Here is a 26,259-nt window from a genome sequence, read left to right on the forward strand (position 1 = left end):
TTTACCGGACCGCGGCCGGAGCGCTTGCTGCAAACGCATCGCGGAACGTGTCGAACACGGTGATCGCGCTACTGCTTTCCCGCTCCGCGCGCGCTTCATCCGGCACGACCTGCTTCAATTTGGCTGCGGTGTGCTTCCAAATTGCCAAGCCCTGTCGATCATCCATGTAAGTGGAGGGCAGGGCGTGGGTGCGGCCCCAGTAGCCGCTGCGTGCGAGCGCGGCGAGGCCCAGGCGTGAGCCGGCGATCACGTATCCGGCTGCCCTCTGTGACACTTCACCTGCGGGTGAGACTGACCGAAGATCACGTGCATCAACGCCTACTTTGGTTAGATCGTCTGCCAGCATCGCTGGATAGTCCGGGCAAGCGAGATGAAGGTCTTCTTCCACGAACCGGCGGAAGCCATCGAAGATCGATGCTAAACCCATCGCGTGACCACGTAGGAAGCGAACGTAGTCGGCGCGATTGGAGAGATCCAGGGACCCAAACGCAGCGTCAAGCGAATCGTGCGAACCCTTGGTAGCCGCGCGATAGAGGGAAAGAAGCGATTGCATGTGAAGCGAATTTATCTCCGGGCGCCTTGCTAGGTGCTGCCGAACGGCTTTGTCCAGCCAAACTGGCAGCCGGACGCCTCAAGCCGCCTCGGGTCGGTCGTCGCTGACTTGCACATAGTCACCGGTGTATAACAGGTTCCGCAGAACCTGACTGTTCACTTGTGAGCTTATCGCGGAACTTCACCTCTTCCGCGTCGTTTTTTGTCGAGATTGATTTGCCATGATGAGGTGTGAATGCCCGAACGGAGCGAGCTGCTGGAGGCGCTGAGCCCAGAAGATCGCAATGTTCTGATCTCCCGCGTCACCCCAATTCGCCTTGAGACCGGCAAAGTTCTTTACGACGCCGGGGGTGTCGTCGATCATTGTTACTTCCCGACGGGCGGAGCGGTGGCATCCCTGCAGGTCCTGTTTTCAAACGGGATAGCCGTCGAGGCGCTCATGGTCGGAAACGAAGGTGCACTCGGCGGAATCGTCAGCAACGGCTCTACGCCTGCCTATGCACGCGCGAGCGTGTTGCACGGAGGACAGTTCCTGCGAATCTCAAGCGCTGATTTCGAGCATGCTAAAGAGGCGTCCAGCGAATTGCGCTCGTTCTTTGCTCGCTACGCGGATTGCTTGCTTGCGCAGGTCTTTCAGTCCGTAGCCTGCAACGCCATCCATACAATTGAACAGCGTGCCGCCAAGTGGCTGGTTGCTGCGACAGCGCGGATCGGCCGTCACGAGATCACCATCACACAGGAGCAACTCGCTTCGGTGCTAGGTGTAGGTCGCAGTTACGCGAGCCGAGTGGTCCAGCGTTTCAAGGCAGAGGGGATAGTTCGCACAAGACGAGGTGGGATCGACGTACTGAACCCGGCATTGCTCGAGCAGAGTGCTTGCACTTGTGAACATCTGGTGAAGCGACATTTCGACGCTGTGTTGCCGAGCGTCTATCCTCCCCTTGAGACCGCTCCGGCGAGTCGAGCTATGTAGTCTCTGAAGCGTCATCTAATCTGCGCAATCCTGTCATTTTTCGGCCATAGGAACCCACCCCGAGAACTACCAAAAGGGGGAACCACATGACCGATCGCTTTGACTTAACCGGGTATTCGGACGGCGACGTCGATACCAACGACAGCACCGTTCGTTCGCTGGAAAGCCTGGCAGCAGAGCGATACTCGCGTCGCCAGACTCTCTTTGGTGGTATCGGTGCCACGACGATGGCCCTGTTCGGCACGACGATGCTGACCGCCTGTGACGAGACGGAGGTCGATTCGAGCCCGATCGTGGTGCCCGGTGCGGTGGCCGCGACAAGCGCGGGCCGTCTGGTTACCTTGACGGCACAAACTGCTGCTGACGTGATCTCTGGAAGCTGGGCACAGACGAGCGGCGAACCGGTTCAGCTGGTCAAGGTTGACGCAACCACCTCTACTTTCATTGCGCCCGCCGTCAGCCAGCCTTCCGATCTGACGTTCACTTACTCCGTCACCACCCATCGTGGCGCCAACGCGAGCGGAACCAGCACGGTGCGCGTCTCGCCTGCGGTGCTTGGCTTCGCTGCGGTCGCCAAAAACCTCAACGACGTGGTTACGGTACCGGCCGGCTACACTGTAACTGTTCTTACGCGCTTGGGTGATCCCCTTGCCGCGGGCGTCTCAGCCTACTCCAACAATGGCACGGATGGTGACTTCGACAAGCGCATTGGCGATCACGGCGACGCGTTCGCCTTCTACGGTCTAAGTGCTGCTGGCGCGCGCGACGACAACAGCAACACGCGCGGCCTGATGGTTCAGAACCACGAAAACCTCAGCGTCCAGTATCTGCACCCCAACGGCCCGACTAACGTGTCCAGCGGTCCGCGTCCGCAGGCGGAAGCGCTCAAGGAAATGATGGCGCACGGCGTCAGCATCACTGAGTATGTGGACGCGGGCAATCGCAAGTGGGGCTACGTGCCCAACAGTCCCCTTAATCGCCGCATCACGCCGGGAACCCAGATGCAGTTCGCCGGCGCCGCTGCAGCCTCGGCCATGCTCCGGACGGCCTATTCGCCGGATGGAACGCGCGGCCGCGGGACGATCAACAATTGTGCGCACGGCGTGACGCCTTGGGCAACCTATCTCACGGCTGAAGAAAACTGGGCGGGTTACTTCCGCCGGGACAACTCCGGATCGGGCACCGACAATACACTGCGGTCGCCTGAGGAACTGGTCGCGCTGCGGCGCTACGGCGTTAACAGCAACACCGGCAATTACGCCTGGTCTACCGTACAGAGCGCGGACACACTCTACACTCGCTGGGATGCGCGTGTGAAGGGTGCCTCTGCGGTTGAGGACTTCCGCAACGAGCCCAACCAGTTCGGCTGGGTGGTTGAGTTGGACCCGTACGACCCCAATTCAACACCACGCAAGCGCACCAGTCTTGGCCGCTTTGGGCATGAGGGCGCGTTCGTGCAGGCGGCCGCTGGCAAAAAGCTGGCTGTCTACATGGGCGACGATGCACGTCGTGAGTACCTCTACAAGTTCGTTTCCAGCGCTACTTTCACAGAGGCCGATGGACGGTCCGCAAATCGTCTGGCGATGGGCGACAAGTACCTCGACACCGGGACGCTCTACGTCGCGCGCTTCGAAGCCGACGGCACGGGTCGGTGGCTGCCGCTGGTATTCGGTCAAGTGCCGGATCGTCCTGCGACATCAAATACACCAGCATACTCGTTCGCCGATCAAGCTGATATCTTGATCAACGCACGTCTGGCTGGTGACGCGCTCGGGGCGACACCGATGGATCGCCCGGAATGGACCGCTGGGAACCCGCTCACCGGTGAGATCTACCTCACGCTGACCAACAACAACGCCTCGAACCGGCCGCTGAATGATACCAACGCGGCCAATCCCCGCCACTACAACGACCCGTACGGCCCGGCCAACAGGGCCCAGTACGGCAACCCGAACGGCCACATCATCCGCTTGCGCGAGAATGGCGACGACCCGGCGGCAACCAGCTTCCGCTGGGACATCTACTTGTTTGGCGCGGACTCTGCCGATGCTGGCCCGAATGTAAACCTTTCTGGCCTCACCGCCGAGAACGACTTCTCCAGCCCCGACGGCCTCTACTTCTCGCGTGAGACCAACCCTGCGGGCAAGGTCAAGCCGCTGATGTGGATTCAGACGGATGACGGCGCCCTTTCTGACCGCACCAACAACATGATGCTTGCGGCCATGCCAGGAAGTGTCGGCGATGGCGGCGCTCAGACCATCACCAATACCGGCGCCGATGGGGCAACCGCCACGCAGACCACCTTCGTAGGTGCTCCTGCCACCGTGGCGACGCTGCGACGCTTCCTGGTCGGGCCTGTCGAGTGTGAGATCACCGGCATCGACACCACGCCTGATGGCCGCACCGTGTTCGTTGGCATCCAGCATCCCGGTGAGGATGGTACACCCGACGCGCCATCGAGCAACTGGCCGGATACCCAGGGCAACGCCAATGCCCCCGCGACGGCTCGGCCGCGTTCGGCCATTGTCGCGATCACCAAGGATGACGGCGGCGTAATCGCGCTCTGATCAACTGAGAACGCACACGGAGGGGCGGGCGGCGAGAGTCGTCCGCCCCTTTTGCTTGCCCACTTCGTAATCACGAGCTGCAATTCCGCGCTGGCTATTGGCGGCGACATTCCTTAGTAAACAGGAGTGTTGGTTAAGGTTTGCCGCGTTCCCGAGCGCTAGTCACAAGAGCGCCGTCGCGGAAGGAATGGGAGATGCCCCGATGAACAAGCCCGAGACGTTTGCACCTGCGAACATCACCGCCCAGGATATGGATCAAGAGCGGCTCGTCACCTATCCGACGGAGGCCTTCCTGTCGAAGGAGTACCTCGAGGCCGAGAAGCGTCTGCTTTGGCCGCGAATCTGGCAAATGGTCGAGCGCGAAACAGACCTCCCTAATCCCGGTGACTGGATGACGTACAACGTCGCGGACGAGTCTGTCGTTGTGCTGCGCAAGGAGGACGGCACTCTCAAGGCTTTCCACAACGTGTGCCCACATCGCGGGCGCCAGCTCGTCAGCGTGCCTGATATGCTGCCGAACAGGGTCCATGACGTGCGGGGCAGTAACCGCAAAAACTTCATCTGCGGCTTTCACGGATGGACGTTCGATCTTGAGGGTGAGAACACCTACATTCTCGATCCGCAAGACTGGGACAACAAGCTCACGCCTGAGATGACCTGCCTGTCAGAGGTGAAGGTCGATACCTGGGGCGGCTACATCTATATCAACATGGATCACGACTGCGTGCCGCTGAAGGACTGGATGGGCCGCGCCGGCGAAATCCTCAGCCACTTCGATCTTGCCGGAATGAATTACAAATGGCGCCAATGGGCGATTTATAATTGCAACTGGAAGACCGCGATCGAAGCGTTCCTCGAGCCGTACCACGTTGCGGGCACGCACACGCAGCTGCTTGCTTATGGTGATTACTACGCTCTTTCCAAACAGTACGGGCTCCACTCGGTATCAAGCTACGATACGCGTGATGAGAAGTTCGCTATGAGCGAGAGCGCCGGCACCACCCGCGCAGGCAAGGGGGATGATCCGCGCGTCTCCACTTATGAGCTCATCCGCGAGAACTACGAGACGGTTAACTACTCCGCGTCGACAGAGACACTGGTGAACGCAGCAGGCCGGCTTAAGGACGAACTGCCGGAGACGGCGACGCCGCAGGAATGCATCGCGCACTGGTTGAAGTCGGCCAAAGCCGATGATGCCGCGCGAGGAGTTATCTGGCCGGAGGTGCCTTCGGACATCAAGAAGGAGTCCGGCCTTGCCTGGGGCCTGTTCCCGAACCAGAACATTCTGCACGGTGAGACTTTCGCGCTGTGCTACCGTGTCCGTCCGTACGGCGACGATCCGAACAAGTGCATCTTTGAGAGCTACGCTCTTGAGCGTTTCCCCAAGGGAGAGGAACCCAAGACGGAGTGGGTCTATGCCGATCCCATCGGTGAGCACTGGGGTTCGGTTCTCGCGCAGGACTTTTCAAACATGGAGTTTGTGCAGAAGGGGATGAAGTCCTCCGGGTTCCGTGGGCCGCTGCCTAACCCGCACCAGGAGCAAAAGGTCATCAACCTGCACCGCAACTTGGCTGAGTTCATGGAAGGGCGCGGAGCTCCCAGTCTTCTCGCCGTAGACTGAATCCTGCGAGAGCAGCCGCACGCTCCTCGTACGTCCGCTCGTACTCAGCTAGGTTAGTGCAGCGCCGCTCTCGACGAGCTCTTCCCACCCCCGCGGCGAGAGCTCGTCAGACTAGGAGCACTGGATAACGACAGAGCAACTGCTGCGACCAACGCGAGAGCAGGTGTGGCGCCTGCGGCCGACTTCTCGTCATTAAGGCCGGGTAGGGCCACCGTTGCAAGGCTCTGGCCATCGTAGCTGCGTGACAACATGTAGCCAGCGTCGTCGATGAGCATGGCCATGGCGGCCGTCTCGTGGGCCCCAATCGCGAGCAACAGTTCGAGCCGCGGCGGGTCGATCGCCCGAAGACCCTTCAACAAGTCCTTGTTGGGTGCGGTCGTGAGCAGCTCATTCATGCGGCGGATGTAGCAATCGGTCTCGTTAGCTTCGCTCTCGGCGCAATACTTCGTCAACTCGTACAAGGCGGTGATCCACTCGCCAGGCAACCAGTTCGTAAAGTTCCATTGCGCCATAACGTCTCGTTTTAGCAGTGTAGTCGTAGCAACCGCCTAGCTGACGTTCGCTGCCGAACTGCAAAGTCCCGTCTGCGTACCAGCACTTAAGTTTGCCACTCTTCGGCGGATTGATGACGTGGCGCAGAGCAGCGCTGAACCCTTCCACGCCAAATGGGGTGACCGGCAAGATAGGCAAAAAACACGGATCGTCCATCCAGATGGCACGAGGCGCGGAGCTTGAGACGAATTTACCGATCGGCATCTAGCCGTGAAGGCCAAGGGGCTGTTCTGCAGCAGTCTGGCGGCGCGTCAAAAGAGACCCGGTGCGGCAGCTTGCGCCCGATCGCGGTCGTTTCGGTGCAAGCCTGCCTGACCCGTGCACGATAGACGGCGACCCGCTTAACATAAGCGGATGCTGGCCTGGCTCCGCCTTGTACTAAGCCTGGTGGCTATTGAGGCAAGTGCGGACGCTTTAGCCTGCACAGTACCAACCGAACAGTTTCGTCCTGCCGACCGGCACTTCGGTCGGATAATCGTTGGGCAGGTTGTTCGAGTGAACAAGGTGCGGACCTGGATCACAGCTACAGTGAGGATCAAGGTGGTCGCGGTGGGGCCCAAGGGGCCGGACACGATTGAAATACGTTGGCCGAAGATGATACCCTTCGCTCCGCCATCGTCAATCGTCAAGCAAGGAGATCATGTCGCGGTCTACGAGCATCAAAACTTTGGTGCAACGACTGTAGCTGGCTGGCTCAGATTAGACGAAGCCATTGAGATGGATCCTCAGCTTGCCCGTGCTGTTCCCCACATCGTGCGAGAGCGCCGACTGTTGTTGCTAAAGAAGCATGGAGGCGGACCCATACCGCGTGGTAATTCCGCATATTGGGTCACCAACGACGACTATCCTACGCAGGCCCTGCGCGAGTGCGTTGAAGGCTTGGTCAGGATACAGGCCTCCGTCGGCGATAGTGGCAAGGCCGCCTCATGCAGGGTTACCGAGTCCACCGGCAAAGCACTCCTAGACAAGACGACCTGTGGTGTTTTCTTGCGTCGCGCTAGGTTTCGGCCTCCAGTGGCACCGCAGGAGCGGACGGCGACGTACGAGCATAGCTGGGTGTTTCCACCGCCCGAACAGGACGGCAGCTAACACCATTAAGCGACGATCCGGACCTGCCGGCTTCCGCTCGATCCACGACGTTGAGCGTGGCAGCAATGCCGGGATAGGTCATGTTGGATTCACGCTAGTAGGCTGGGCGCCTTCGGACGGCCTCCCGCGAGCCGACGTTCTCGCTTAGGTTCAAACCGCCCGCGCCAGTGCTGGCGCTCATGCTCGTGGATGCATTAGGTCTTCGCCTGCTTCTTCTTCATCTCGTGCACGCGCAATCTCGCCGATGTGTCGACCGCAAGCACGCCGCTTCGGGACGCCATCACCGCGGGCAGGCACAGCTCTACGAAGCGATCGAGCGCACACAAAAAACCCCGACCTTTCGGCCGGGGTTTTGCTTCTGCTCGAAGGCTTAAGGCCCAAGTAGCTCAGTCTACAATCGCCACCATGTGCGGCAGCTTGGCAATGGCGCCACGCACTTCCGCGCTGTCTTCGATCTCGACGATGCGGTGCATCTTGCCGAGTCCAAGACCGATGAGGATCTTCTTCTGGCTCTCTGGCCGACGGATCGGAGAACCGATCTGCTTGATTTTGATCTTGGCCATGTCGCTTACTCCACGATGGCTTCGGCAGCGGCTTCAGCCTCTGCTTCGTTGGCGCCACCGCGGCCGAGCAAGTCGGCGACCTTCTTGCCGCGACGCTGCGCAACCGACTTCGGCGAAGTCTGATTGGTCAGCGCGTCGAAGGTGGCACGGATCATATTGTAGGGGTTCGAAGTGCCGACCGACTTGGTCACCACGTCCGCCACACCCAAGCTCTCGAAAACAGCGCGCATCGGGCCGCCCGCGATGATGCCAGTACCCGCCGGAGCGGTCCGCACGTTCACCTTGCCGGCGCCGAAGTGACCACGGCCATCATGGTGCAAAGTCCGGCCTTCCTTCAGCGGAACGCGAACCATCTTCTTCTTGGCCGAGGCGGTCGCCTTGGTGATTGCCTCAGGAACTTCGCGAGCCTTGGAGTGCCCAAAGCCGACCCGGCCCTTGCCATCGCCAACCACGACAAGCGCGGCGAAACCGAAGCGCTTGCCGCCCTTCACCGTCTTGGAAACGCGATTGATGTGAACGAGCTTCTCGATGAGCTCCTCGCCACCGTCATCATCGCCGCCACGGCCGCGACGATCGTCACGACGGCCGCCACGGTCATTGCCACCGCGGCCACCGCCACGGTTGTCACCACCGCGACCGCGGCCGCCACGGTTGCCGCCGCGACCGCCCTGGCCACCACCTTGACCGCCGCCGAAGCCGCTCTCGCGTGCTTCGACCGCAACCGGCTCGCCAGTCTGCGGGTGCTCAGCCGCGATCGGCTGCTCGTTGTTGTTTTCGTCTGCCATGATCAGAACTCCAGCCCGCCTTCACGGGCGGCTTCGGCCAGCGCCTTCACGCGACCGTGGAACAGGAAACCGCCGCGGTCGAACACGACAGCCGTCACGCCGGCCTGCTTGGCAGCCTCGGCGAGCTGCTGACCGACGCGCGTTGCTGCGTCGATGTCAGTGCCCTTGGCGCCAAGCGTATTGGCGGCAGCGATGGTCCGGCCCTGCGCATCGTCAATAATTTGCGCATAGATATGCCGGCCGGTGCGGTGCACCGAAAGGCGAGGGCGGTTGCCGGAGCGAGCGCGTAGTGCGGTACGCACACGACGCCGGCGGCGATCGAAGAGGGACAGCTTGGCCATTACTTCTTCTTCCCTTCCTTGCGGAAGATGTACTCGCCACGGTACTTGATGCCCTTGCCCTTATAGGGCTCGGGCTTGCGCCAGCGGCGGATCTCAGCGGCAATCTGCCCGACCTTCTGCTTGTCGGTGCCGGAGATCTCGATCGTAGTGTTATCGGGCGTCTTGATCTCGATGCCTTCCGGCACGTCGATGTCGACATCGTGCGAATAGCCGAGCTGAAGCTTGAGCTTCTTGCCCTGGGCTGAGGCACGGTAGCCAACGCCAGTGATCTCGAGCGTCTTGGTGAAGCCCGCAGTTACGCCTTCAACCAGGTTCGACACGAGCGTGCGCTGCATGCCCCAGAAAGCGCGAGCTTCCTTGGTGTCGTTCGCCGGCTTCACGAGGATCGAACCCTCGTCGAGCGTGTAGCTGATCTCGTCACGCATGGTGAGGGTGAGGGTGCCCTTTGGCCCTTTCACCGACAGCACGCCATCCTTGATGTCCGCAGTGACCCCGCTGGGGATCGCAACCGGACGCTTGCCGATGCGGCTCATCAGAACACCTCCGCGAGCACTTCGCCGCCGACGTTCTGGGTACGTGCTTCGGCATCCGAGAGCACGCCACGCGGCGTCGAGACGATGGTGATGCCGAGGCCGTTACGTACGATCGGAAGTTCCTTGGAACCCGAATAGACGCGACGGCCGGGCTTGGAGACGCGAGCGATGTGCTTGATAGCAGGCTCGCCCTCGAAATACTTCAGCTCAATGCGCAGCTGCGGGTGAGCACCGGTGGCATCATCGCTGAAGCCGCGGATGTAACCTTCACGCTGCAGCACCTCAAGCACGCGCGAACGCAGCTTCGAAGCTGGCGAGAGAACGGAGTCCTTCTTCGCCTGCTGGCCGTTACGGATGCGAGTGAGCATGTCACCCAGGGGATCGGTCAAAGCCATTTCGAATAATCCTTACCAGCTCGACTTGACCAGGCCGGGGATCATGCCCTTGTTGCCAAGGTTCCTGATCTCAATCCGGTTGATCCCGAACTTGCGGTAGTAGCCACGCGGGCGGCCGGTCGTGGCGCAACGGTTGCGAACCCGGGTCGGGTTGGCATTGCGCGGGATCTCGGCCAGCTTCAGGCGAGCGATAAGACGCTCGGTCTCATCAAGCGACTGATCATCAGCAATCGCCTTAAGTCGCTCATACTTGCCAGCGTACTTCTTCACGAGCTTCTTACGACGCTCATTCTTATTAACGGAACTCAGTTTCGCCATGGACTTAAGCTCTCTTCCTGCAACCGCTCACGCGGCCTGCTTCTCTTCGGCGGCTTCCGCCGGGAACGGGAACCCGAACAGGCGCAGCAGCTCGCGCGCCTCGTCATCGGACTTCGCGGTGGTGGTGACGATGATGTCCATGCCACGCACCTTGTCGATCTTGTCGTAGCTGATCTCTGGGAAGATGATCTGCTCTTTCAAGCCCATCGCATAATTGCCGCGACCGTCAAATGACTTCGGGTTAAGGCCCCGAAAGTCGCGGATGCGCGGCATGGCAACGGTAACCAGCCGATCAAGAAACTCGTACATCCGCTCACGACGCAAGGTGACTTTGCAGCCGATCGGCATGCCTTCACGCAGCTTGAACTGCGCAATCGACTTGCGAGCCTTGGTGATCACGGGCTTTTGACCGGCAATCGCCTCCATCTCGGCAGCGGCAGTCTGGACCTTCTTCTTGTCCTGGCTCGCTTCGCCCACGCCCATGTTGAGCGTGATCTTCTCGATCTTCGGCACTTCCATGCGGTTCTTGTAACCGAACTTCTCGGTCATCGCCTTGACGATCTCGTCGTCGTAGCGCTGGCGCAGGCGAGGGGTGTAGGAATCAGCCATCGATGGTCTCCCCGGACTTTACGGCCACGCGGACCTTCTTGCCGTCCTTGGTCTCGAAACGGACGCGAGTAGGCTTGCCATCCTTGGGATCGGCAAGGCCGACCTTGCTGATCGCCATCGGCGCGGGGAGGCGGTCGATGCCACCCTGCGGGTTCGCCTGGCTAGGCTTGCGATGGCGGGTCATCACGTTGACGCCCTCGACCACGACTTTGCCTTCCTTCGGCATGACTTGAACGACGGTGCCGGTACGGCCCTTGTCCTTGCCCGACCGAACGACGACGCTGTCGCCCTTCTTGATCTTAGCGGCGCCCATTACAACACCTCCGGAGCGAGCGAGATGATCTTCATGAAGCCGCGGCCACGAAGCTCGCGGACCACAGGGCCAAAGATACGAGTGCCGATCGGCTCCTCGTTCTTGTTGATCAGCACGGCCGCGTTCGAATCGAAGCGGATCACGCTGCCATCGGCACGGCGCACATCCTTACGCGTGCGCACGATCACCGCGCGGTGCACGTCGCCCTTCTTGACGCGTGCACGGGGCTGCGCCTCCTTGACCGACACCACGATGATGTCGCCGACGCCTGCGGTACGACGCTTAGAGCCACCCAGCACCTTAATGCACTGGACGCGCTTAGCGCCGCTGTTATCCGCGACGTCGAGATTGGATTGCATCTGGATCATCGATCCGGTTCCTTCTCAACGGCTTGCCGGAACTAGTCCGGCAGTTCCAAAAAATCTCGTACCCTGCCTAAGCTGGAGGGGCACCGAGGGATCGGCGCCCATACACAGCTTAGCGGGCGTTGTCCACGTCGAGGTTCGCCTCAATCGCAGTGCCCTTGCTCGCCTGCAGGCGATCAAGCACGACCCAGGACTTGGTCTTGGAGATCGGCTTGGTCTCTTCAATCCGAACGCGCTCGCCCGTCCGGTACGAGTTGGCTTCATCATGGGCGTGGTACTTCTTCGAACGACGGATGATCTTCCCGTAAAGGGGGTGCTTCACCTTACGCTCGACCAGCACGGTCACAGTCTTGTCGGTCTTGTCGGAAACCACGGTCCCCGTCAGAATACGCTTGGGCATCGTGTGTCTCCTTACTTCGCCGCTTCAGCAGAGCGCTGCGTCTGCAGCGTCTTGATCCGGGCGATGTCGCGGCGGACTTCCTTGATCCGGGCAGGGCGCTCGAGCTGGCTCGTTGCCGCCTGGAATCTCAGGTTGAACTGCTCACGCTTGAGATCGGCCAAGTCAGCATTGAGCTGGTCATCAGTCTTGGCGCGCAGGTCCTCGGTCTTGGCCATGTCACTCACCTCCCAAATGTGAGGTGTCGCCGAGGCGGGCGACGACCTTGGTCTTGATTGGCAGCTTCATCGCCGCGCGGCTGAAAGCCTCTGCAGCGAGCGGGCCGGCGACACCGTCGAGTTCAAACAGAATGCGGCCCGGCTTTACGCGTGCGGCCCAGTATTCCACTGAACCCTTGCCCTTACCCTGGCGGACTTCGGCCGGCTTCTTCGAGACCGGCACGTCCGGGAAGACGCGAATCCAGAGGCGACCCTGGCGCTTGATGTGGCGGGTGATCGCACGGCGAGCCGCTTCGATCTGACGGGCGGTGATCCGCTCCGGCTCAAGAGCCTTGAGGCCGTACGACCCAAAGTTCAGATCGGTACCGCCCTTGGCGTCACCCTTGATCCGGCCCTTGAAAGCCTTGCGGAACTTGGTTTTTTTCGGTTGCAGCATGGTGCTTCTCTAATCCTGAGCTCAGCGCGCCGGGCGGACGCCGGAGGTCTGAGCCTCCATCATCAAGCGGTCCTGCGCCGTCGGGTCGTGACCAAGGATCTCGCCCTTGAAGACCCACACCTTGATGCCAATGATGCCGTATGCGGTGAGCGCTTCGGCTTCGGCATAGTCGATGTTGGCACGCAGGGTGTGGAGCGGGACGCGACCTTCGCGGTACTGCTCGACGCGGGCGATTTCAGCACCGCCGAGACGGCCGCCACACATGACCTTCACGCCTTCGGCGCCAAGCCGCATGGCAGACTGCATCGCGCGCTTCATCGCCCGGCGGAACGCCACGCGACGAATGAGCTGGTCGGCGATGCCCTGGGCAACAAGCTTTGCATCGATCTCCGGCTTGCGGATCTCAACGATGTTCAGCTTGACTTCGCTCGCCGTCATCGACGCCAGCTTCTTGCGAAGCTTCTCGATGTCGGCGCCCTTCTTGCCGATGATGACGCCCGGACGAGCGGCATAGATCGACACGCGGCACAGCTTGGCAGGACGCTCGATCACCACCTTGGAGATCGCTGCCTGGGGCAGGCTCTCGACGATGAACTTGCGGATCTTGAGGTCTTCCTCAAGCAGCTTGCGATACTCAGCGCCCTCGGAGAACCAACGGCTGTCCCAGGTGCGGTTGATCTGAAGGCGCAAGCCAATCGGATTGGATTTATGACCCATGGCTCAGGCCTCCTCGATTTCGCGAACGACGATCCGCAAGCGCGAAAACGGCTTGAGGATCCGTGTGGACTTGCCGCGACCACGAGCGTGGAAACGCTTCATGGTGATCGACTTGCCCACACTTGCCTCGGCCACGACGAGCGCGTCGACGTCCAAGTTGTGGTTGTTCTCGGCGTTGGCGATTGCCGAAGCGAGAACCTTGCGGGCCTCGTCAGCCATGCCCTTCTTCGAAAAAGCGAGGATGTTCATCGCTTCTTCGGCGCGCCGGCCGCGAATCAGGCCAGCAACGAGGTTGAGCTTCTGGGCCGAACCACGGATCGTGGTGTTGACAGCCAGAGCTTCCTTATCGCCGACGCGACGGGGTGCTGCTTGCTTGCTCATCAGCGCTTGCCCTTCTTGTCGGCGGCGTGGCCGGGGAAGTTGCGCGTGGGCGCAAACTCGCCGAGCTTGTGGCCGACCATGTCCTCATTGACCGCAACGGGGATGAACTTCTGGCCATTATAGACTTGGAAGGTCAGCCCGACGAACTGCGGGAGGATAGTGGAGCGACGCGACCAGGTCTTGATCGGACCGGCGCGACTGCCGGCATCCTGCGCAACCTCAGCCTTCTTGAGAAGGTACAGGTCAACGAAGGGGCCTTTCCAGACGGAACGTGCCATCGTGTCTTACCTCTTCTTCTTGGCGTGGCGCGAACGGATGATCAGCTTGTCCGTCTGCTTGTTGTTGCGAGTACGGGCACCCTTGGTAGGCTTGCCCCACGGGGTAACCGGATGACGACCACCGGAGGTCCGGCCTTCACCGCCACCGTGCGGGTGGTCGACCGGGTTCTTGGCGACACCGCGGGTGAGGGGGCGACGACCCATCCACCGCTTGCGACCGGCCTTCGCGAGGGTCTGGTTGGCGTTGTCGGGATTCGACACCGCACCTACAGTTCCCATGCAATCGCCGCGCAGGTAGCGCTGCTCGCCTGAGTTAAGGCGAACGATGACCATGCCGCGGTCACGACCCACGACCTGCACGTAAGTGCCGGCCGAACGTGCAATCTGGCCGCCCTTGCCGGGCTTCATCTCGACGTTGTGACAGATCGTGCCGACCGGCATCTGGCTAAGCAGCATTGCGTTGCCCGGCTTGACGTCGGTCTTCTCACCGGCGACCACCTGGTCACCCACAGCAAGACGCTGCGGCGCGATGATGTAGGCAAGCTCACCATCCTCGTACTTCACGAGGGCAATGAATGCCGTGCGATTGGGATCGTATTCGAGCCGTTCGACGGTCGCAGGCTGGTCCCACTTACGACGCTTGAAGTCGATGTAGCGGTACTTCTGCTTGTGGCCGCCGGCGATACCACGCGAAGTGACATGACCCTTGTTGTTGCGGCCGCCGGTCTTGTGCTTGCCCTCGGTCAGCGCCTTGACGGGCTTGCCCTTATGCAGGCTAGACTTGTCGACGAGGACCAGGCCGCGACGCCCGGGGCTTGTCGGATTGTAATTCTTCAGTGCCATCGGATCAGCCCCGTACGCCTTCGGTGATGTCGATCGACTGGCCTTCAGCCAGCGTGACAATCGCCTTTTTCACGTCGCTGCGACGGTATTCCTTACCGCGCCAACGCTTGGTCTTGCCCTTGACGACGATGGTGTTGACGCCGGTCACCTTGACGGAGAACAGCGCTTCAACCGCAGCCTTGATCTCGGGCTTGCTTGCCTTGTCCGCCACCTTGAACACGACCGCGTTGTGCTCGGAGAGCATGGTCGACTTCTCGGTGATGTGGGGCGAGAGGATCACGTCGTAGTGACGGATATCCACTTCCTTGGTCTTAGCCATTGAAACGCGCCTCCAGCTTCTCGACCGCGGCGCGCGTCAGCACCAGCGTATCATGCTTCAGGATGTCGTAGACGTTGGCGCCGACTGCGGGCATCACGTTCACACCGACGAGGTTACCGGCAGCGCGCGCGAAGCTCTCGTTCACGGCGTCGCCGTCGATCACGAGGACCTTGCCGTTCCAGCCGGCCTTGCCGAACTGACCCATGAGCGCCTTGGTCTTGGCTTCGACGCCATCAAGGCTGTCGACGACAACGAGACCGTTCTGGGCCTTGGCGGAAAGAGCCATCTTGAGGCCGAGCGCACGAACCTTCTTGTTCAGCGAAGGGTTGAACTCGCGACGACGTGCGCCGTGAGCTTTACCACCACCGATGAACACGGGAGCTGCACGATCGCCGTGACGTGCCGTGCCGCCGCCCTTCTGGTTGCCGAACTTCTTGCCTGTGCGGGCAACCTCCGAGCGCTCGCGAGTGGCGCGGGCGATGCCGCGACGCTTCTCGAGCTGCCAGGTGACGACACGATGCAAGATGTCTGCGCGCGGCGCGATGCCGAACACGTCGTCCGAAAGCTCGATGTCACCGGCGCCGTTGGAACCGTCCAGATTGAGGACCTGTACCTTCACTTGATCAGCCCTCCTGGCCTTCGGTTGCTTCAGGCGTCGCGGTGTCTTCCGCGGGCGTGTTGGCAACCGAGTCGTTGGTGTTTGCAGCGGTCTTGAGAGCGGCCGGGTAGGGCGCCTCTGCGTGGCGAGCGACCTTCACGGCATCCGAGACGGTCAGCCATGCGTTCTTCGAGCCAGGCACCGAGCCCTTTACGAAAAGCAAGCCGCGCTCGTCATCGACGCGCACGATTTCTAGGTTCTGCTGCGTACGCTGGCGGTCGCCCATGTGGCCGGCCATCTTCTTGTTCTTGAAGACCTTGCCCGGATCCTGGCGCTGACCAGTCGAACCGTGCGAACGGTGCGAGAGCGAGACGCCGTGAGTGGCGCGAAGACCACCGAAGCCCCAGCGCTTCATGGCGCCCTGGAAACCCTTGCCCTGCGTGTGGCCGGCGACGTCGACCAGTTGACCCGGCACGAAGTGCGAGGCCGCGATGGTAGAGCCGACTTCAAGCAACGCATCGTCAGCGACGCGGAACTCGGCTACGCGCTGCTTGAGCGGCACCTGCGCCTTGGCGAAGTGCTCACGCTGCGGCTTGTTGACGTTCTTTTGCTTAGCTTCGCCGGCACCGAGCTGGACGGCGACGTAGCCGTCAACATCCGAGGTGCGGACTGAAACCACCTGACAATCTTCCAGCGCCAGAACGGTTACGGGCACATGCCGTCCGTCCTCCTGGAAAAGCCGAGTCATCCCGACTTTTTTGGCGATCACGCCGGTACGCATGACCAAAACTCCTAACAGAGGCCTGCCGAGACCATCCCGACAGGCGTGTCCAGCCCTGGTGTGATGCGAGCCCCGTCCGGGCTGGGTGCCCCCTGCAGCCACGTGGCTGCGGAAGCGAGACGGGGGACGCATTCCCGGAAGAAATTCCTCCGGAGGTATCCCTTGTGTCCGCAACGACCTTGGAAGTCGCGGCTCTGTCCCTTCGCGAGTTTTCTCCCCGCTAGAGCTGGGCCGAAACCCAGAAGGAATGTGGACCGAGGTCCGAAACTTTACGTCGAGCGATGCGGCTTAGGCCAGCTTGATCTCGACGTTGACGCCTGCTGCTAGGTCGAGCTTCATCAGCGCATCGACGGTGGCGGCGTTGGGCTGCACGATATCGAGCAACCGCTTGTACGTACGCACTTCGAACTGCTCACGCGACTTCTTGTCGATGTGCGGACCGCGAAGCACGGTGAACTTCTCGATCTTCGTCGGCAGAGGAATGGGGCCCCGGATCAGCGCGCCCGTGCGGCGGGCAGTGTCCGCGATCTCTCCAGTGGCCTGGTCGAGTACGCGGTGGTCGAACGCCTTGAGGCGAATGCGGATGTTCTGAGCTTCCATGTCCCTACCGATGAGAAAGAGCGTTCAAAAAAAGGCGATCGCCCCGCCCTTTCCCGCGCTGGACCCCGAAAGAGGGAGCCGAGAAAGAGCGGGGCGATCGTCAGAAAACCGGTCCCAGGAGACGAATCTCCCAGGAGAGACGGCCCTATATTACTTTGTGATCTTGCTGACAACCCCCGAACCGACGGTACGACCGCCTTCGCGAATTGCGAAGCGCAGGCCATCGTCCATGGCGATCGGCGCGATCAGCTTGACGGAGATCGTGACGTTGTCGCCCGGCATGACCATCTCAGTGCCCTCAGGAAGGATCACTTCGCCGGTCACGTCCGTGGTGCGGAAGTAGAACTGCGGACGATAGTTGGCGAAGAACGGCGTGTGACGGCCACCTTCGTCCTTCGACAGGACGTACACTTCGGCGTCGAAGTCGGTGTGCGGGGTCACGGTGCCCGGCTTGGCCAGAACCTGGCCACGCTCAACGTCTTCACGCTTAAGGCCACGGACCAGCGCGCCGATGTTGTCGCCAGCTTCGCCCTGGTCGAGCAGCTTGCGGAACATTTCAACGCCCGTGACAACGGTCTTCTGGGTGTCACGGATGCCGACAACTTCGACTTCCTCGCCAACCTTGACGATACCGGTCTCGACGCGGCCGGTGACAACCGTACCACGACCCGAGATCGAGAACACGTCCTCAACCGGCATCAGGAAGGGCTTGTCGGTCGGACGGGGCGGCTGCGGGATTGACTCGTCGACAGCCTTCATCAGTGCGAGGATCGATTCCTTGCCGATGTTGTCGTCGCGACCTTCCAGAGCGGCCAGAGCCGAACCCTTGATGATCGGAATATCGTCGCCGGGGAAGTCGTACGAGCTGAGCAGTTCGCGAACTTCGAGTTCAACGAGCTCAAGGAGCTCTTCGTCGTCGACCTGATCAACCTTGTTCATGTACACGACCAGAGCGGGAACGCCGACCTGACGTGCAAGCAGGATGTGCTCGCGAGTCTGCGGCATCGGGCCGTCAGCTGCGTTCACAACCAGGATCGCGCCGTCCATCTGGGCGGCACCGGTGATCATGTTCTTCACGTAGTCGGCGTGGCCCGGGCAGTCGACGTGCGCATAGTGACGTGCATCGGTCTCGTACTCGACGTGTGCGGTCGAAATGGTGATGCCGCGCTCACGCTCTTCGGGAGCCTTGTCGATGTTGGCGAAGTCAACCGCTTCACCGCCGAACGCTTCGGCCATGACCTTGGTGATGGCCGCCGTCAGCGTGGTCTTGCCGTGGTCGACGTGACCAATGGTGCCGATGTTGCAGTGCGGCTTGTTCCGCTCGAATTTTGCCTTCGCCATCTTACAAACCTTCTTTTCGCTTGGATCTGAAACTGCGGGAAATTGAGGCGACGCCCGCGGAATCGAGCGCCGCCCCTAGAATGATCTCGCCTCTTAGGCAAGCTTCTCCTTGACCTCAGCCGCGACATTCGCCGGGACTTCGTCGTAGTGAGAGAAGAACATCGAGTAGTTCGCACGCCCCTGCGTGAACGAGCGGAGCTGGTTTACATAGCCGAACATGTTGGCCAGCGGAACCATCGCTTCGACGACCTGTGCGTTGCCGCGGCTGTCTGTGCCCTGGATCTGACCGCGACGGCTGTTCATGTCGCCGATGACGTCACCCATGAACTCCTCAGGCGTGACAACTTCGACCTTCATGATCGGCTCCAGCAGCTTGATACCTGCCTTCTGAGCGACTTCGCGCATCGCTGCACGACCGGTGATCTCGAACGCAAGCGCCGAGGAGTCGACGTCGTGGTACGCGCCGTCATAGAGCAGGATCTCGAAGTCGATGATCGGGAAGCCAACCAGCGAACCCGAGGCTGCCGTCTCACGCATGCCCTTCTCGATCGCAGGGATATATTCCTTGGGAATATTACCGCCCTTGATCTCGTCCTTGAAGATGATGCCCGATCCGCGCTCGCCCGGATTCACCTTCACCTTCACGCGGCCGAACTGGCCGGTGCCGCCCGACTGCTTCTTGTGGGTGTAGTCCACGTCTACTGGCTTGCCGAGGTATTCGCGGTAAGCCACCTGCGGTGCGCCGACGTTCGCCTCCACCTTGAACTCGCGACGCATGCGGTCAACGATGATGTCCAGGTGAAGCTCGCCCATGCCCTTGATGATGGTTTGGCCGGATTCGTGATCGGTCGAGACGCGGAACGAGGGATCCTCGGCTGAGAGACGGTTGAGCGCGACGCCCATCTTCTCCTGGTCGGCCTTGGTCTTGGGCTCAACGGAAAGCTCGATAACGGGGTCCGGGAACTCCATGCGTTCGAGCACGATCGGCGCGCGTTCTGCGCAGAGCGTGTCGCCCGTGGTGGTCTCTTTCATGCCGGCCAGGGCAACGATGTCGCCTGCGAAGGCCTCGTCGATGTCCTTACGGTCGTTGGCGTGCATCTCGAGAATGCGGCCGACCTTTTCCTTCTTGCCCTTCACCGAGTTCAGGTACGTGCCCTTTGACAGCGTGCCCGAGTAGATGCGGATGAAGGTGAGCGAGCCCACGAACGGATCGTTCATGACCTTGAAGGCAAGAGCGCTGAACGGCGCGTCATCCTGCGGGGGGCGGCTGTCCTTCTCGTCGCTGTCGACCTTGACGCCCTGAACGTCCTCGATGTCGAGCGGCGAAGGCAGGTAGTCGACAACGGCGTCGAGGAGGGGCTGCACGCCCTTGTTCTTGAACGCCGAGCCGCAAACGACCGGTACGAAGGCGTGGCCAAGCGTCCCCTTGCGGATCAGCTTCTTCAGCGTGTCGACGTCAGGCTCGTTGCCTTCCAGGTACGCTTCCATGGCCTCGTCGTCCTGCTCGACCGCCAGCTCGATGAGCTTGGTGCGGTACTCGGCAGCTTCGTCAGCCATGTCTGCGGGGATGTCTTCGTAGAAGAACTCGGCGCCCAGCGATTCATCCTTCCAGATGATTGCACGGTTGCTGACGAGATCGACCAGGCCCTTCAGGTCGGCTTCCATGCCGATCGGGAGGTATAGCACGGCAGGCGTAGCGCCGAGGCGGTCGATGATCGACTGCACGCAGTACTTGAAGTTGGCGCCGGTGCGGTCGAGCTTGTTGATGAAGCACATGCGCGGCACGCCGTACTTGTCGGCCTGGCGCCACACGGTCTCGGACTGCGGCTCAACGCCCGCGACGCCGTCGAAGCATGCTACAGCGCCGTCAAGGACGCGCAGCGAACGCTCGACCTCGATGGTGAAGTCGACGTGTCCAGGGGTGTCGATGATGTTGATGCGGTAGTCGCCCCAGAAGCAGGTGGTCGCTGCCGAGGTGATGGTGATTCCGCGCTCCTGCTCCTGCTCCATCCAGTCCATGGTGGCGGCGCCGTCGTGGACTTCGCCGATCTTGTAGGACTTGCCGGTGTAGTAGAGGATGCGCTCGGTCGTCGTCGTCTTGCCGGCGTCGATGTGCGCCATGATGCCGATGTTACGGTACATCGAAAGCGGATGGCTGCGTGCCATGGTATCAATCCTTGGGTGTGCGAGGGAGGGGAGCCAAGCGTGAGATAGGTTCCCAACTCCTTGATTAAAAGTGTGACGCCGCGATGACGAGCCGAAGCCCCGCACCCGTGGAGGTGCGGAGCGTACGGCGAACCGATCTTACCAGCGGTAGTGCGAGAAAGCGCGGTTGGCGTCTGCCATGCGATGCGTGTCTTCGCGCTTCTTCACGGCGTTGCCGCGATTGTTCGCCGCGTCGAGCAACTCGCCGGACAGGCGCGCCGACATCGTGGTCTCCGGACGGTTACGCGCGGCGGTGATCAGCCAGCGGATGGCGAGGGCCTGCGCACGCTCGGGGCGGACTTCGACCGGCACCTGGTAGGTCGCACCGCCGACGCGGCGGCTGCGGACCTCGATCTGCGGAGCAACGTTGCTCAGCGCAGAGTGGAACAGCTGCACAGGATCGGCCTTGGCGCGCGATTCCATGGTGTCGAGCGCGCCGTAGACGATGCTCTCGGCAGCCGACTTCTTGCCGTCATACATGAGGTTGTTCATGAACTTCGACAGAACCTGATCTCCGAACTTCGGATCAGGCAGGATTTCCCGCTTCTCGGGGCGACGACGACGTGACATGTTCGATTCCTTCGGAAACTTTTGCGGCTTCGACCCAAAGGGCCGGCCTGCTCAAACCTTACTTCGGACGCTTGGCGCCGTACTTCGAGCGGCTCTGCTTGCGGTCCTTGACGCCTTGCGTGTCGAGCACGCCGCGCAGGATGTGGTAGCGCACGCCGGGAAGGTCGCGAACGCGGCCGCCGCGGATCAGCACAACCGAGTGCTCCTGCAGGTTGTGGCCTTCGCCGGGGATGTAGGAGATGACCTCGCGCTGGTTGGTGAGGCGCACCTTGGCGACCTTGCGAAGCGCCGAGTTCGGCTTCTTCGGAGTCGTGGTGTAAACGCGGGTGCAGACGCCGCGCTTCTGCGGGTTCTGCTCCATCGCAGGGACCTTCGACTTGGCCTTCTGCGGCTCGCGACCCTTGCGGATCAGCTGGTTGATCGTCGGCATCTTTACTCTTCTTCCTGATGGAGTGCGATGGATCCGCCCCGCCTCAACGATGAGGCAGCGCGGAACGGACCCGTCGCACCCCGGTCCACAAAGTGGCGAGGACATGGGGGAAGAGAAGAAACGGGGTCACGAAAAAGCGAGGGGGGTGATGCCGTGCCATCAGCCGAAGCCGCAAAACAGGCGACACCCGAGACAACCTCGCCGTCACGTGAGCCGAAAACACTCCACCCGACGCACCCGCCGGATTACTTTGTCGCAAGACGTGAGGAGGAGGCCTCCTGACCAGGGCGAGTAGCCCCGCACGTGCATGCGGCAATGTTCAGCTCTATCATCCCACGCGTGCAGAGCCAGCGAGGGGATGGGCGCCGTTAGACGGGATTGGCGCCGCGGTCAAGGGATGTGAGGGAGCGGCGAAACGGCGGCGGCTCCTTTGATCTGGTTCCCCGTCTGCGCGCGTGGGGGCGCGTCGGAAAGAGAGGAACGACAAAAGCTGGTGGAGAGCTGCCGGTCCGCTTTCGGGAGGTAGGTGGTCAAAGCTGCCGTCCCTAAAAAGGATGGTCTCCTGGGAAGTAAGTTGACCGGCCGCGATCGGCTAGATCGACGGCAAAGATGTGTGCGAACGGAGGCTGGGCCAGGCCAGCCACGTCCCAACTGCGTAGGTCACGCCGTAGCAGAGAACGACGAGGGAGCTGACAATCGCGAAGGAATCCACCAGCTGCGGCTTGAGCGTGAGTAGCGGGATGACAGCCAGTCCGCGAAGCATGTACACGCTGGTGATGCAAACCAGCGCAGTTCGCACCAACGGCAGACGCCGAACGAGGCCTGCGGCGGAGAACGCGTACAACGCCCAGACAGCCAGGACTGTAGCGATTGCAGCGGTGACCAAGCCAGGCATTGCTGAGCCACGCTCGGCAGCCCGCGCGAGCTCTTCTCCGGCTCCGAAGAACCGATACCAATCCGGCCCACCGACGATGGTGGCAAAGTGCAACAATGATGCAGCGCTGCTCAAGAGCCCTGCTGTGACCAGCCAGCCATTTCTCATTGCTTCAACTCACGTGCGCTTGATGGTGGAGAGCGTCTCGACGCGAAGACTGAAGATGCTGCCCGCCAGAACGGCAGCCCAGATGACCACCCCTTCGATCGCGAGCGCCTGATACAGCCGTCCATCGGCCCACGCGCCGGCCATGCGAATTTCATGTGACAAGAAGACATAGGTCAAGATGTAGAAGGGGATCAGCGAGCAGGCGGTTTGCACCAAAGCCATCGGTCTCCGTAAGTAGCTGCACCCTGCCGCTGCTCCGAAAAGAGCGGAAGTCAGGCCGAAAACCATCGCGCTCGACGCATTGGCGTCAATCATCCGTCCGGTTGTCACGGCCCCGAAGAAAGAAAGGGCGAGCATTCCAGCGATCGTGGCGAACCGTACGGATCGGGCGGCGAAGGCCATGGTGAACGTCCTCTCCTTGATCGAACCCCAGACGCATCCAATGGCGAAAGAGAGCGCGGCATTCCCGTTCTCTATAGCATCCACTTCGGCCTTCATCGCGGCAGCCCACGAAGTGCGATCGGACGGGAGCAGCGCAGCACACCAGCCGATGAGCGTGGCCGCCAGAGAGCGACTGAAGGCATTCATGCCGTTGCTCCGATCAGATAGGGTCCGCGGGTATCCGCGCCGGCGAGCAGCGACCGTGCAAAGGCGCGACCTGCGGGTGTGAGCCGGTATACATGGCGAGGAGCACGGGCCGGAGGAACGGGTGAATGCCACTCGGATTCGAGCAGCCCGCCATCAGCCAGCCGCATCAGCAGCGGATAGAGCGTCCCGGATTTGAGCTGCGTCTCTTGAAGCAGGTCATAGCCATGCCGCCATGCCTCCGGGCGCGCGATCAGCGCTTCCAGAACAGCACGAGCTTGTTTTGATGAGTTAGGCCGTCGTGACATCATGCATTATCTACCTAAGTAGACTATGGCAGTCAACAGGATTAATCGCTGCATTCGAGAAGGACGCTTTGCCGAAACCTCTCCCTACTGAGGGGTCGGTTCCGGCTGAGGGCGAAATGACACCCTAAGCGGCGGTGTCTTTGGGCCAGAGGTACTCGCCAGTGAGGAGGATGTGTGCCCATCCGAGCGGCGAAATATGCAGCGCCTGCTCACGACCAACTCACGACTTTCAGCGACTGGAGCAAGATCGACCGTACCCGCTGTAACCTGCCATTCGTTTCATCCGAACCTTACGGTCGGCATCGCGCCCAGTCCCAGTCGCTCAGCCCCCGATTGGACGAGCTTGAAAGCGGGCTTCGATCGGATGCCGCCTGAACGGCAGCCTTGTTGGCAAAGAGCCTCCCGCAAAACAGGGGCCGCGCGGCGGTAGGCTGCCGCTGATTTGGCGAGGCCCATCGGCTGCTTCGCGCTTACCTACGGTGGCTGTTATCGCTCCGAAGACCGACCATTCCACGCATTTTCGAATGCGTGGAATGGATACTAGGACTGAACCGGGAACCTTATGGCAAATACCGTTTCGCCAGCTCTGGTGCGCAAGGAGACCTTCGCACCATGGGCTTCGGCGATCCTCGAGACGATCGCGAGTCCAAGTCCCGAGCTGTTCGCCGTAGTGCGATCTCCGCGCCAGAAGCGTCGGAAGACGAGTTCCTGCTCGCTCTCCTTTATGCCCGGGCCATTGTCGAGAACGCTGAGGATCCCGTTCGTTTGAACGTCCACCTCGATCGCGGTGCCTGCGGGCGTATGCGTGACGGCGTTCTCGACCAAACCCTTGAGGGCACGAGCGATCATCTCCGCATTGCCGCGCACGACCACCGGAGTCTCCGAACCCGTCAAGGCGATGCTCTGCCTGCGGCGGAATACAAGCGGGGCGATCGCCGACACCGTCTCGGCCGCCAGAGCGCGTAGATCGATGGTGTCGTCCATTGCGGGCAACACGCCATCCAGTTCGGCGATCTCGAGCAACTGGCTGACTGTTCGCCCGAGCTGGTCGAGGTCTCGCTTTAGGGCGGAACGGAGTGCCTCCTCGCTCACCGATTCTACTCGCATACGCGCGAGCGCAATCGGCGTTCTGAGTTCGTGCGCGGCGTCGGCAGTGAAGTCTCTCTGGGTTCGATAGCTTTCAATCACGCGGTTGAGCGCGGCGTTCACGGCGCTCGCGAGGGGGCGAACCTCCGAAGGGAGCCGCGCCTCGGGAATGCGGACGTCGAGCTGTTGCCGATGGAGCGTGCGGACGAGCGTTGACGCATCCATGACGGGCCCCAAGGCACGCCGAACAATCCACGCGTCCACCACCAGCAAAAGCAGGAGTAGAGGCAGAACGATGAAGAGGCCATAGACGAAGAACTGTCGGAGGACATCATCGACAATGTAGTCGGGATGTTCGAGGTTCTGAACTACGACGACCCAGACCGTGCTGCCCGCGAATGGCACCGGCATGCTATAGCCGGAGTAGATGGCTGAACGAGACCTGCGCTTGAAATAGGTCGGTGCTCCGCCACGGGGAATCCTGTCGGTGGGAACGATCGCGGTCGGGCTCGAACTGGCTAGCCGCCGCCCACCGCCATCCATGACGGAAAGGGAGAAAGTCCGCGGCAGTTTGGTCAAATGTTCGGAGGTTGCAAGTTGTACTTGTCCCTCCAATCCAAGTCGCAGGCTCTTGCGAGCGCTTTCAGCATGCACTCGCAGCGTTTCGCGCTGAAAATGGTCGGCAGTGGAATCGAGGAACAGATATACGCCCGCCGACACCGCGACGGCCGTGAAGACCACCGCGACGCCGTGCCACCACAGAATGCGCGACAGCAGGGAGTTCAGACCGAAGATCACCCGTCGCGGGCGCATAGCATATAGCCGACACCGCGGACTGTCACGATCTCTGCGGATGCAGCGGCATTGGCCAGACGCCGCCTCAGGCGATGCACATAGACTTCCACGGCGTTGGACCCAAGATCGTCATCGAGGCCGAAGAGCTGCGCCTCGACCGTTGGCTTTGGTACTACGCGGCCACTCCTGCGGATGAGGACGTCGAGCAGTTCAAGTTCGCGTGCGGTCAGGACTGTGGGGAATCCGTTGATCTCCACCTCCCGCGTGCTCGGGTCGAAACGGACGTTGCCACACTCGATCACGCGATCCACGGTCGTACCGGTGCGGCGCAGCAGAGCCTGAAGCCGCGCGAGCAGTTCTTCGGGCGCAAAGGGCTTCACCAGATAATCATCGGCACCCGCGGCCAAGCCGGACACACGATCTGCGACTGCTCCTCGAGCCGTTAGCGCGATGACAGGCGTTGTTTTACCTCGCTTGCGCATCTCGCGGACAACGGAAAGCCCCGACCCATCGGGGAGCCCCAAGTCCAGCACGACTGCCGCGTACTCCCTTCCACCGAGCATCAACAGTGCATCGTCCACTATACCCGCATGATCTATCGAAAAGCCGGCAGCCTGCAGCAAACGGTCCAGCATCGCCACAAGGTCAACATTGTCTTCGACAACCAGCAGTCTCATCACAGTCTCTTTGATGCCCGGATGCCCTTGTAAGGCTCATGTAAGCGCGCGCCGCTAGCTCAGCCGCGAAGTCGAC

At 61.3% G+C, this 26,259-nt stretch carries 35 protein-coding genes; 4 read left to right on the forward strand and 31 right to left on the reverse strand.

The genetic code is table 11. From position 1 onward, the window contains the following. Position 1 precedes the first annotated feature (1 nt). A complete protein-coding gene (locus ABVV53_RS15115; protein WP_353985264.1) occupies positions 2 to 553 on the reverse strand; it encodes a heme oxygenase-like domain-containing protein in 552 nt (183 codons plus the stop codon). A gap of 234 nt (positions 554 to 787) precedes the next feature. On the opposite strand from ABVV53_RS15115, the gene ABVV53_RS15120 reads away from it, so the two are divergent. From ABVV53_RS15120 to ABVV53_RS15130, 3 genes are all read left to right on the forward strand, one after another. Then, a complete protein-coding gene (locus ABVV53_RS15120) occupies positions 788 to 1,525 on the forward strand; it encodes a Crp/Fnr family transcriptional regulator (protein WP_353985265.1) in 738 nt (245 codons plus the stop codon). Positions 1,526 to 1,611: 86 nt separating this feature from the next. Continuing rightward, positions 1,612 to 4,092 carry a PhoX family protein gene (locus ABVV53_RS15125; protein WP_353985266.1) on the forward strand — a complete coding sequence of 827 codons (2,481 nt, stop codon included), beginning with the start codon at positions 1,612 to 1,614 and terminating at the stop codon, positions 4,090 to 4,092. Positions 4,093 to 4,294: 202 nt separating this feature from the next. Then, positions 4,295 to 5,713 (forward strand): aromatic ring-hydroxylating oxygenase subunit alpha, encoded by a 1,419-nt coding sequence (locus ABVV53_RS15130; protein ID WP_353985267.1) that lies wholly within the window; start codon positions 4,295 to 4,297, stop codon positions 5,711 to 5,713. Positions 5,714 to 5,766: 53 nt separating this feature from the next. Here the strand turns inward: ABVV53_RS15130 and ABVV53_RS15135 are convergent, their stop codons facing one another. Beyond that, the gene (locus ABVV53_RS15135) at positions 5,767 to 6,225 is read right to left on the reverse strand and encodes a hypothetical protein (RefSeq protein ID WP_353985268.1); all 459 of its coding nucleotides are present in this window, start codon (positions 6,223 to 6,225) and stop codon (positions 5,767 to 5,769) included. A 757-nt stretch (positions 6,226 to 6,982) separates the two neighbouring features. Between ABVV53_RS15135 and ABVV53_RS15140 the strand changes: the two genes are divergently transcribed. Next, complete coding sequence (locus ABVV53_RS15140) at positions 6,983 to 7,354, forward strand: TonB family protein (RefSeq protein ID WP_353985309.1); 372 nt, start codon at positions 6,983 to 6,985, stop codon at positions 7,352 to 7,354. Positions 7,355 to 7,740: 386 nt separating this feature from the next. On the opposite strand, the gene rpmD is transcribed toward ABVV53_RS15140, so the two are convergent. From rpmD to ABVV53_RS15285, 29 genes are all read right to left on the reverse strand, one after another. Then, positions 7,741 to 7,917, reverse strand: coding sequence for a 50S ribosomal protein L30 (rpmD, locus tag ABVV53_RS15145; RefSeq protein WP_353985269.1), 177 nt, complete (start codon positions 7,915 to 7,917; stop codon positions 7,741 to 7,743). Between the two features lie 5 nt (positions 7,918 to 7,922). Beyond that, positions 7,923 to 8,702, reverse strand: coding sequence for a 30S ribosomal protein S5 (gene rpsE, locus ABVV53_RS15150; protein ID WP_353985270.1), 780 nt, complete (start codon positions 8,700 to 8,702; stop codon positions 7,923 to 7,925). 2 nt (positions 8,703 to 8,704) lie between these two features. Beyond that, on the reverse strand, positions 8,705 to 9,043 hold the full coding sequence (rplR, locus tag ABVV53_RS15155; protein WP_353985271.1) for a 50S ribosomal protein L18: 339 nt from the start codon (positions 9,041 to 9,043) through the stop codon (positions 8,705 to 8,707). Next, positions 9,043 to 9,576 (reverse strand): 50S ribosomal protein L6, encoded by a 534-nt coding sequence (gene rplF / locus ABVV53_RS15160; protein ID WP_353985272.1) that lies wholly within the window; start codon positions 9,574 to 9,576, stop codon positions 9,043 to 9,045. The genes rplR and rplF overlap by 1 nt, the downstream gene beginning before the upstream one ends. Then, entirely contained in the window at positions 9,576 to 9,971 is a 396-nt protein-coding gene (gene rpsH, locus ABVV53_RS15165) for a 30S ribosomal protein S8 (RefSeq protein ID WP_353985273.1), read from the reverse strand. The genes rplF and rpsH overlap by 1 nt, the downstream gene beginning before the upstream one ends. Before the next feature lie 12 nt (positions 9,972 to 9,983). After that, positions 9,984 to 10,289: a 30S ribosomal protein S14 gene (gene rpsN / locus ABVV53_RS15170; RefSeq protein WP_353985274.1), complete on the reverse strand. Its 306-nt coding sequence runs from the start codon at positions 10,287 to 10,289 to the stop codon at positions 9,984 to 9,986. A gap of 27 nt (positions 10,290 to 10,316) precedes the next feature. Beyond that, entirely contained in the window at positions 10,317 to 10,898 is a 582-nt protein-coding gene (rplE, locus tag ABVV53_RS15175) for a 50S ribosomal protein L5 (RefSeq protein WP_353985275.1), read from the reverse strand. Beyond that, a complete protein-coding gene (gene rplX / locus ABVV53_RS15180) occupies positions 10,891 to 11,211 on the reverse strand; it encodes a 50S ribosomal protein L24 (protein ID WP_353985276.1) in 321 nt (106 codons plus the stop codon). Before rplX ends, rplE begins: the two co-directional genes overlap by 8 nt. Next, positions 11,211 to 11,579 carry a 50S ribosomal protein L14 gene (rplN, locus tag ABVV53_RS15185; protein WP_353985277.1) on the reverse strand — a complete coding sequence of 123 codons (369 nt, stop codon included), beginning with the start codon at positions 11,577 to 11,579 and terminating at the stop codon, positions 11,211 to 11,213. The genes rplX and rplN overlap by 1 nt, the downstream gene beginning before the upstream one ends. Positions 11,580 to 11,688: 109 nt before the next feature. After that, on the reverse strand, positions 11,689 to 11,976 hold the full coding sequence (gene rpsQ / locus ABVV53_RS15190) for a 30S ribosomal protein S17 (RefSeq protein WP_353985278.1): 288 nt from the start codon (positions 11,974 to 11,976) through the stop codon (positions 11,689 to 11,691). Positions 11,977 to 11,987: 11 nt separating this feature from the next. Next, positions 11,988 to 12,191 carry a 50S ribosomal protein L29 gene (rpmC, locus tag ABVV53_RS15195; protein ID WP_353985279.1) on the reverse strand — a complete coding sequence of 68 codons (204 nt, stop codon included), beginning with the start codon at positions 12,189 to 12,191 and terminating at the stop codon, positions 11,988 to 11,990. A 1-nt stretch (position 12,192) separates the two neighbouring features. After that, entirely contained in the window at positions 12,193 to 12,627 is a 435-nt protein-coding gene (gene rplP, locus ABVV53_RS15200; RefSeq protein ID WP_021233439.1) for a 50S ribosomal protein L16, read from the reverse strand. A 21-nt stretch (positions 12,628 to 12,648) separates the two neighbouring features. After that, complete coding sequence (gene rpsC, locus ABVV53_RS15205; protein ID WP_353985280.1) at positions 12,649 to 13,344, reverse strand: 30S ribosomal protein S3; 696 nt, start codon at positions 13,342 to 13,344, stop codon at positions 12,649 to 12,651. A 3-nt stretch (positions 13,345 to 13,347) separates the two neighbouring features. Further along, positions 13,348 to 13,725 (reverse strand): 50S ribosomal protein L22, encoded by a 378-nt coding sequence (gene rplV / locus ABVV53_RS15210; RefSeq protein ID WP_353985281.1) that lies wholly within the window; start codon positions 13,723 to 13,725, stop codon positions 13,348 to 13,350. Then, positions 13,725 to 14,003, reverse strand: a complete 279-nt coding sequence (gene rpsS, locus ABVV53_RS15215; protein WP_353985282.1) for a 30S ribosomal protein S19 — start codon at positions 14,001 to 14,003, stop codon at positions 13,725 to 13,727. The genes rplV and rpsS overlap by 1 nt, the downstream gene beginning before the upstream one ends. 6 nt (positions 14,004 to 14,009) lie before the next feature. Further along, positions 14,010 to 14,846: a 50S ribosomal protein L2 gene (gene rplB / locus ABVV53_RS15220; protein WP_353985283.1), complete on the reverse strand. Its 837-nt coding sequence runs from the start codon at positions 14,844 to 14,846 to the stop codon at positions 14,010 to 14,012. A gap of 4 nt (positions 14,847 to 14,850) precedes the next feature. Beyond that, the gene (locus tag ABVV53_RS15225) at positions 14,851 to 15,165 is read right to left on the reverse strand and encodes a 50S ribosomal protein L23 (RefSeq protein WP_353985284.1); all 315 of its coding nucleotides are present in this window, start codon (positions 15,163 to 15,165) and stop codon (positions 14,851 to 14,853) included. Then, entirely contained in the window at positions 15,158 to 15,784 is a 627-nt protein-coding gene (rplD, locus tag ABVV53_RS15230; protein ID WP_353985285.1) for a 50S ribosomal protein L4, read from the reverse strand. The genes ABVV53_RS15225 and rplD overlap by 8 nt, the downstream gene beginning before the upstream one ends. A 4-nt stretch (positions 15,785 to 15,788) precedes the next feature. Further along, positions 15,789 to 16,544, reverse strand: coding sequence for a 50S ribosomal protein L3 (rplC, locus tag ABVV53_RS15235; RefSeq protein ID WP_353985286.1), 756 nt, complete (start codon positions 16,542 to 16,544; stop codon positions 15,789 to 15,791). Positions 16,545 to 16,832: 288 nt separating this feature from the next. After that, the gene (gene rpsJ / locus ABVV53_RS15240; RefSeq protein ID WP_353985287.1) at positions 16,833 to 17,144 is read right to left on the reverse strand and encodes a 30S ribosomal protein S10; all 312 of its coding nucleotides are present in this window, start codon (positions 17,142 to 17,144) and stop codon (positions 16,833 to 16,835) included. Between the two features lie 150 nt (positions 17,145 to 17,294). After that, positions 17,295 to 18,485 carry an elongation factor Tu gene (tuf, locus tag ABVV53_RS15245; protein ID WP_353985288.1) on the reverse strand — a complete coding sequence of 397 codons (1,191 nt, stop codon included), beginning with the start codon at positions 18,483 to 18,485 and terminating at the stop codon, positions 17,295 to 17,297. Between the two features lie 93 nt (positions 18,486 to 18,578). Next, the gene (gene fusA, locus ABVV53_RS15250) at positions 18,579 to 20,651 is read right to left on the reverse strand and encodes an elongation factor G (RefSeq protein WP_353985289.1); all 2,073 of its coding nucleotides are present in this window, start codon (positions 20,649 to 20,651) and stop codon (positions 18,579 to 18,581) included. Positions 20,652 to 20,789: 138 nt separating this feature from the next. Continuing rightward, complete coding sequence (gene rpsG, locus ABVV53_RS15255; protein WP_353985290.1) at positions 20,790 to 21,260, reverse strand: 30S ribosomal protein S7; 471 nt, start codon at positions 21,258 to 21,260, stop codon at positions 20,790 to 20,792. Positions 21,261 to 21,318: 58 nt separating this feature from the next. Then, positions 21,319 to 21,690, reverse strand: a complete 372-nt coding sequence (rpsL, locus tag ABVV53_RS15260) for a 30S ribosomal protein S12 (RefSeq protein WP_179407162.1) — start codon at positions 21,688 to 21,690, stop codon at positions 21,319 to 21,321. A 592-nt stretch (positions 21,691 to 22,282) separates the two neighbouring features. Next, a complete protein-coding gene (locus ABVV53_RS15265) occupies positions 22,283 to 22,699 on the reverse strand; it encodes a hypothetical protein (RefSeq protein ID WP_353985291.1) in 417 nt (138 codons plus the stop codon). Positions 22,700 to 22,741: 42 nt separating this feature from the next. Continuing rightward, positions 22,742 to 23,320, reverse strand: a complete 579-nt coding sequence (locus ABVV53_RS15270; RefSeq protein WP_353985292.1) for a hypothetical protein — start codon at positions 23,318 to 23,320, stop codon at positions 22,742 to 22,744. Further along, entirely contained in the window at positions 23,317 to 23,625 is a 309-nt protein-coding gene (locus tag ABVV53_RS15275) for a PadR family transcriptional regulator (RefSeq protein ID WP_353985293.1), read from the reverse strand. Before ABVV53_RS15275 ends, ABVV53_RS15270 begins: the two co-directional genes overlap by 4 nt. A 540-nt stretch (positions 23,626 to 24,165) precedes the next feature. Beyond that, positions 24,166 to 25,524, reverse strand: coding sequence for a sensor histidine kinase (locus tag ABVV53_RS15280; protein ID WP_353985294.1), 1,359 nt, complete (start codon positions 25,522 to 25,524; stop codon positions 24,166 to 24,168). Further along, a complete protein-coding gene (locus ABVV53_RS15285) occupies positions 25,506 to 26,183 on the reverse strand; it encodes a response regulator transcription factor (protein WP_353985295.1) in 678 nt (225 codons plus the stop codon). Before ABVV53_RS15285 ends, ABVV53_RS15280 begins: the two co-directional genes overlap by 19 nt. Positions 26,184 to 26,259 lie beyond the last annotated feature (76 nt).

This window comes from Novosphingobium kalidii (assembly GCF_040534015.1).
In the GTDB taxonomy this organism is placed as follows: domain Bacteria; phylum Pseudomonadota; class Alphaproteobacteria; order Sphingomonadales; family Sphingomonadaceae; genus Novosphingobium; species Novosphingobium kalidii.

Bases quoted from the DNA above. Each gene is read 5' to 3' on its own strand.
- fusA (WP_353985289.1), bottom strand. From the start codon at position 20,651: ATGGCACGCAGCCATCCGCTTTCGATGTACCGTAACATCGGCATCATG.
- rplN (WP_353985277.1), bottom strand. From the start codon at position 11,579: ATGATCCAGATGCAATCCAATCTCGACGTCGCGGATAACAGCGGCGCT.
- rplF (WP_353985272.1), bottom strand. From the start codon at position 9,576: ATGAGCCGCATCGGCAAGCGTCCGGTTGCGATCCCCAGCGGGGTCACT.
- ABVV53_RS15285 (WP_353985295.1), bottom strand. From the start codon at position 26,183: ATGAGACTGCTGGTTGTCGAAGACAATGTTGACCTTGTGGCGATGCTG.
- rplP (WP_021233439.1), bottom strand. From the start codon at position 12,627: ATGCTGCAACCGAAAAAAACCAAGTTCCGCAAGGCTTTCAAGGGCCGG.
- rplR (WP_353985271.1), bottom strand. From the start codon at position 9,043: ATGGCCAAGCTGTCCCTCTTCGATCGCCGCCGGCGTCGTGTGCGTACC.
- ABVV53_RS15120 (WP_353985265.1), top strand. From the start codon at position 788: ATGCCCGAACGGAGCGAGCTGCTGGAGGCGCTGAGCCCAGAAGATCGC.
- rpsQ (WP_353985278.1), bottom strand. From the start codon at position 11,976: ATGCCCAAGCGTATTCTGACGGGGACCGTGGTTTCCGACAAGACCGAC.
- rplE (WP_353985275.1), bottom strand. From the start codon at position 10,898: ATGGCTGATTCCTACACCCCTCGCCTGCGCCAGCGCTACGACGACGAG.
- rpsJ (WP_353985287.1), bottom strand. From the start codon at position 17,144: ATGGAAGCTCAGAACATCCGCATTCGCCTCAAGGCGTTCGACCACCGC.
- rpsH (WP_353985273.1), bottom strand. From the start codon at position 9,971: ATGGCTTTGACCGATCCCCTGGGTGACATGCTCACTCGCATCCGTAAC.
- rpsE (WP_353985270.1), bottom strand. From the start codon at position 8,702: ATGGCAGACGAAAACAACAACGAGCAGCCGATCGCGGCTGAGCACCCG.
- ABVV53_RS15275 (WP_353985293.1), bottom strand. From the start codon at position 23,625: ATGTCACGACGGCCTAACTCATCAAAACAAGCTCGTGCTGTTCTGGAA.
- rpsN (WP_353985274.1), bottom strand. From the start codon at position 10,289: ATGGCGAAACTGAGTTCCGTTAATAAGAATGAGCGTCGTAAGAAGCTC.
- ABVV53_RS15115 (WP_353985264.1), bottom strand. From the start codon at position 553: ATGCAATCGCTTCTTTCCCTCTATCGCGCGGCTACCAAGGGTTCGCAC.
- rpmC (WP_353985279.1), bottom strand. From the start codon at position 12,191: ATGGCCAAGACCGAGGACCTGCGCGCCAAGACTGATGACCAGCTCAAT.
- ABVV53_RS15140 (WP_353985309.1), top strand. From the start codon at position 6,983: ATGGATCCTCAGCTTGCCCGTGCTGTTCCCCACATCGTGCGAGAGCGC.
- rplC (WP_353985286.1), bottom strand. From the start codon at position 16,544: ATGCGTACCGGCGTGATCGCCAAAAAAGTCGGGATGACTCGGCTTTTC.
- rpsS (WP_353985282.1), bottom strand. From the start codon at position 14,003: ATGGCACGTTCCGTCTGGAAAGGCCCCTTCGTTGACCTGTACCTTCTC.
- rpsL (WP_179407162.1), bottom strand. From the start codon at position 21,690: ATGCCGACGATCAACCAGCTGATCCGCAAGGGTCGCGAGCCGCAGAAG.
- rplB (WP_353985283.1), bottom strand. From the start codon at position 14,846: ATGGCACTGAAGAATTACAATCCGACAAGCCCCGGGCGTCGCGGCCTG.
- ABVV53_RS15130 (WP_353985267.1), top strand. From the start codon at position 4,295: ATGAACAAGCCCGAGACGTTTGCACCTGCGAACATCACCGCCCAGGAT.
- rpsG (WP_353985290.1), bottom strand. From the start codon at position 21,260: ATGTCACGTCGTCGTCGCCCCGAGAAGCGGGAAATCCTGCCTGATCCG.
- rplV (WP_353985281.1), bottom strand. From the start codon at position 13,725: ATGAGCAAGCAAGCAGCACCCCGTCGCGTCGGCGATAAGGAAGCTCTG.
- ABVV53_RS15225 (WP_353985284.1), bottom strand. From the start codon at position 15,165: ATGGCTAAGACCAAGGAAGTGGATATCCGTCACTACGACGTGATCCTC.
- ABVV53_RS15135 (WP_353985268.1), bottom strand. From the start codon at position 6,225: ATGGCGCAATGGAACTTTACGAACTGGTTGCCTGGCGAGTGGATCACC.
- ABVV53_RS15270 (WP_353985292.1), bottom strand. From the start codon at position 23,320: ATGAATGCCTTCAGTCGCTCTCTGGCGGCCACGCTCATCGGCTGGTGT.
- rpsC (WP_353985280.1), bottom strand. From the start codon at position 13,344: ATGGGTCATAAATCCAATCCGATTGGCTTGCGCCTTCAGATCAACCGC.
- ABVV53_RS15280 (WP_353985294.1), bottom strand. From the start codon at position 25,524: ATGCGCCCGCGACGGGTGATCTTCGGTCTGAACTCCCTGCTGTCGCGC.
- ABVV53_RS15125 (WP_353985266.1), top strand. From the start codon at position 1,612: ATGACCGATCGCTTTGACTTAACCGGGTATTCGGACGGCGACGTCGAT.
- rplX (WP_353985276.1), bottom strand. From the start codon at position 11,211: ATGGGCGCCGCTAAGATCAAGAAGGGCGACAGCGTCGTCGTTCGGTCG.
- rpmD (WP_353985269.1), bottom strand. From the start codon at position 7,917: ATGGCCAAGATCAAAATCAAGCAGATCGGTTCTCCGATCCGTCGGCCA.
- tuf (WP_353985288.1), bottom strand. From the start codon at position 18,485: ATGGCGAAGGCAAAATTCGAGCGGAACAAGCCGCACTGCAACATCGGC.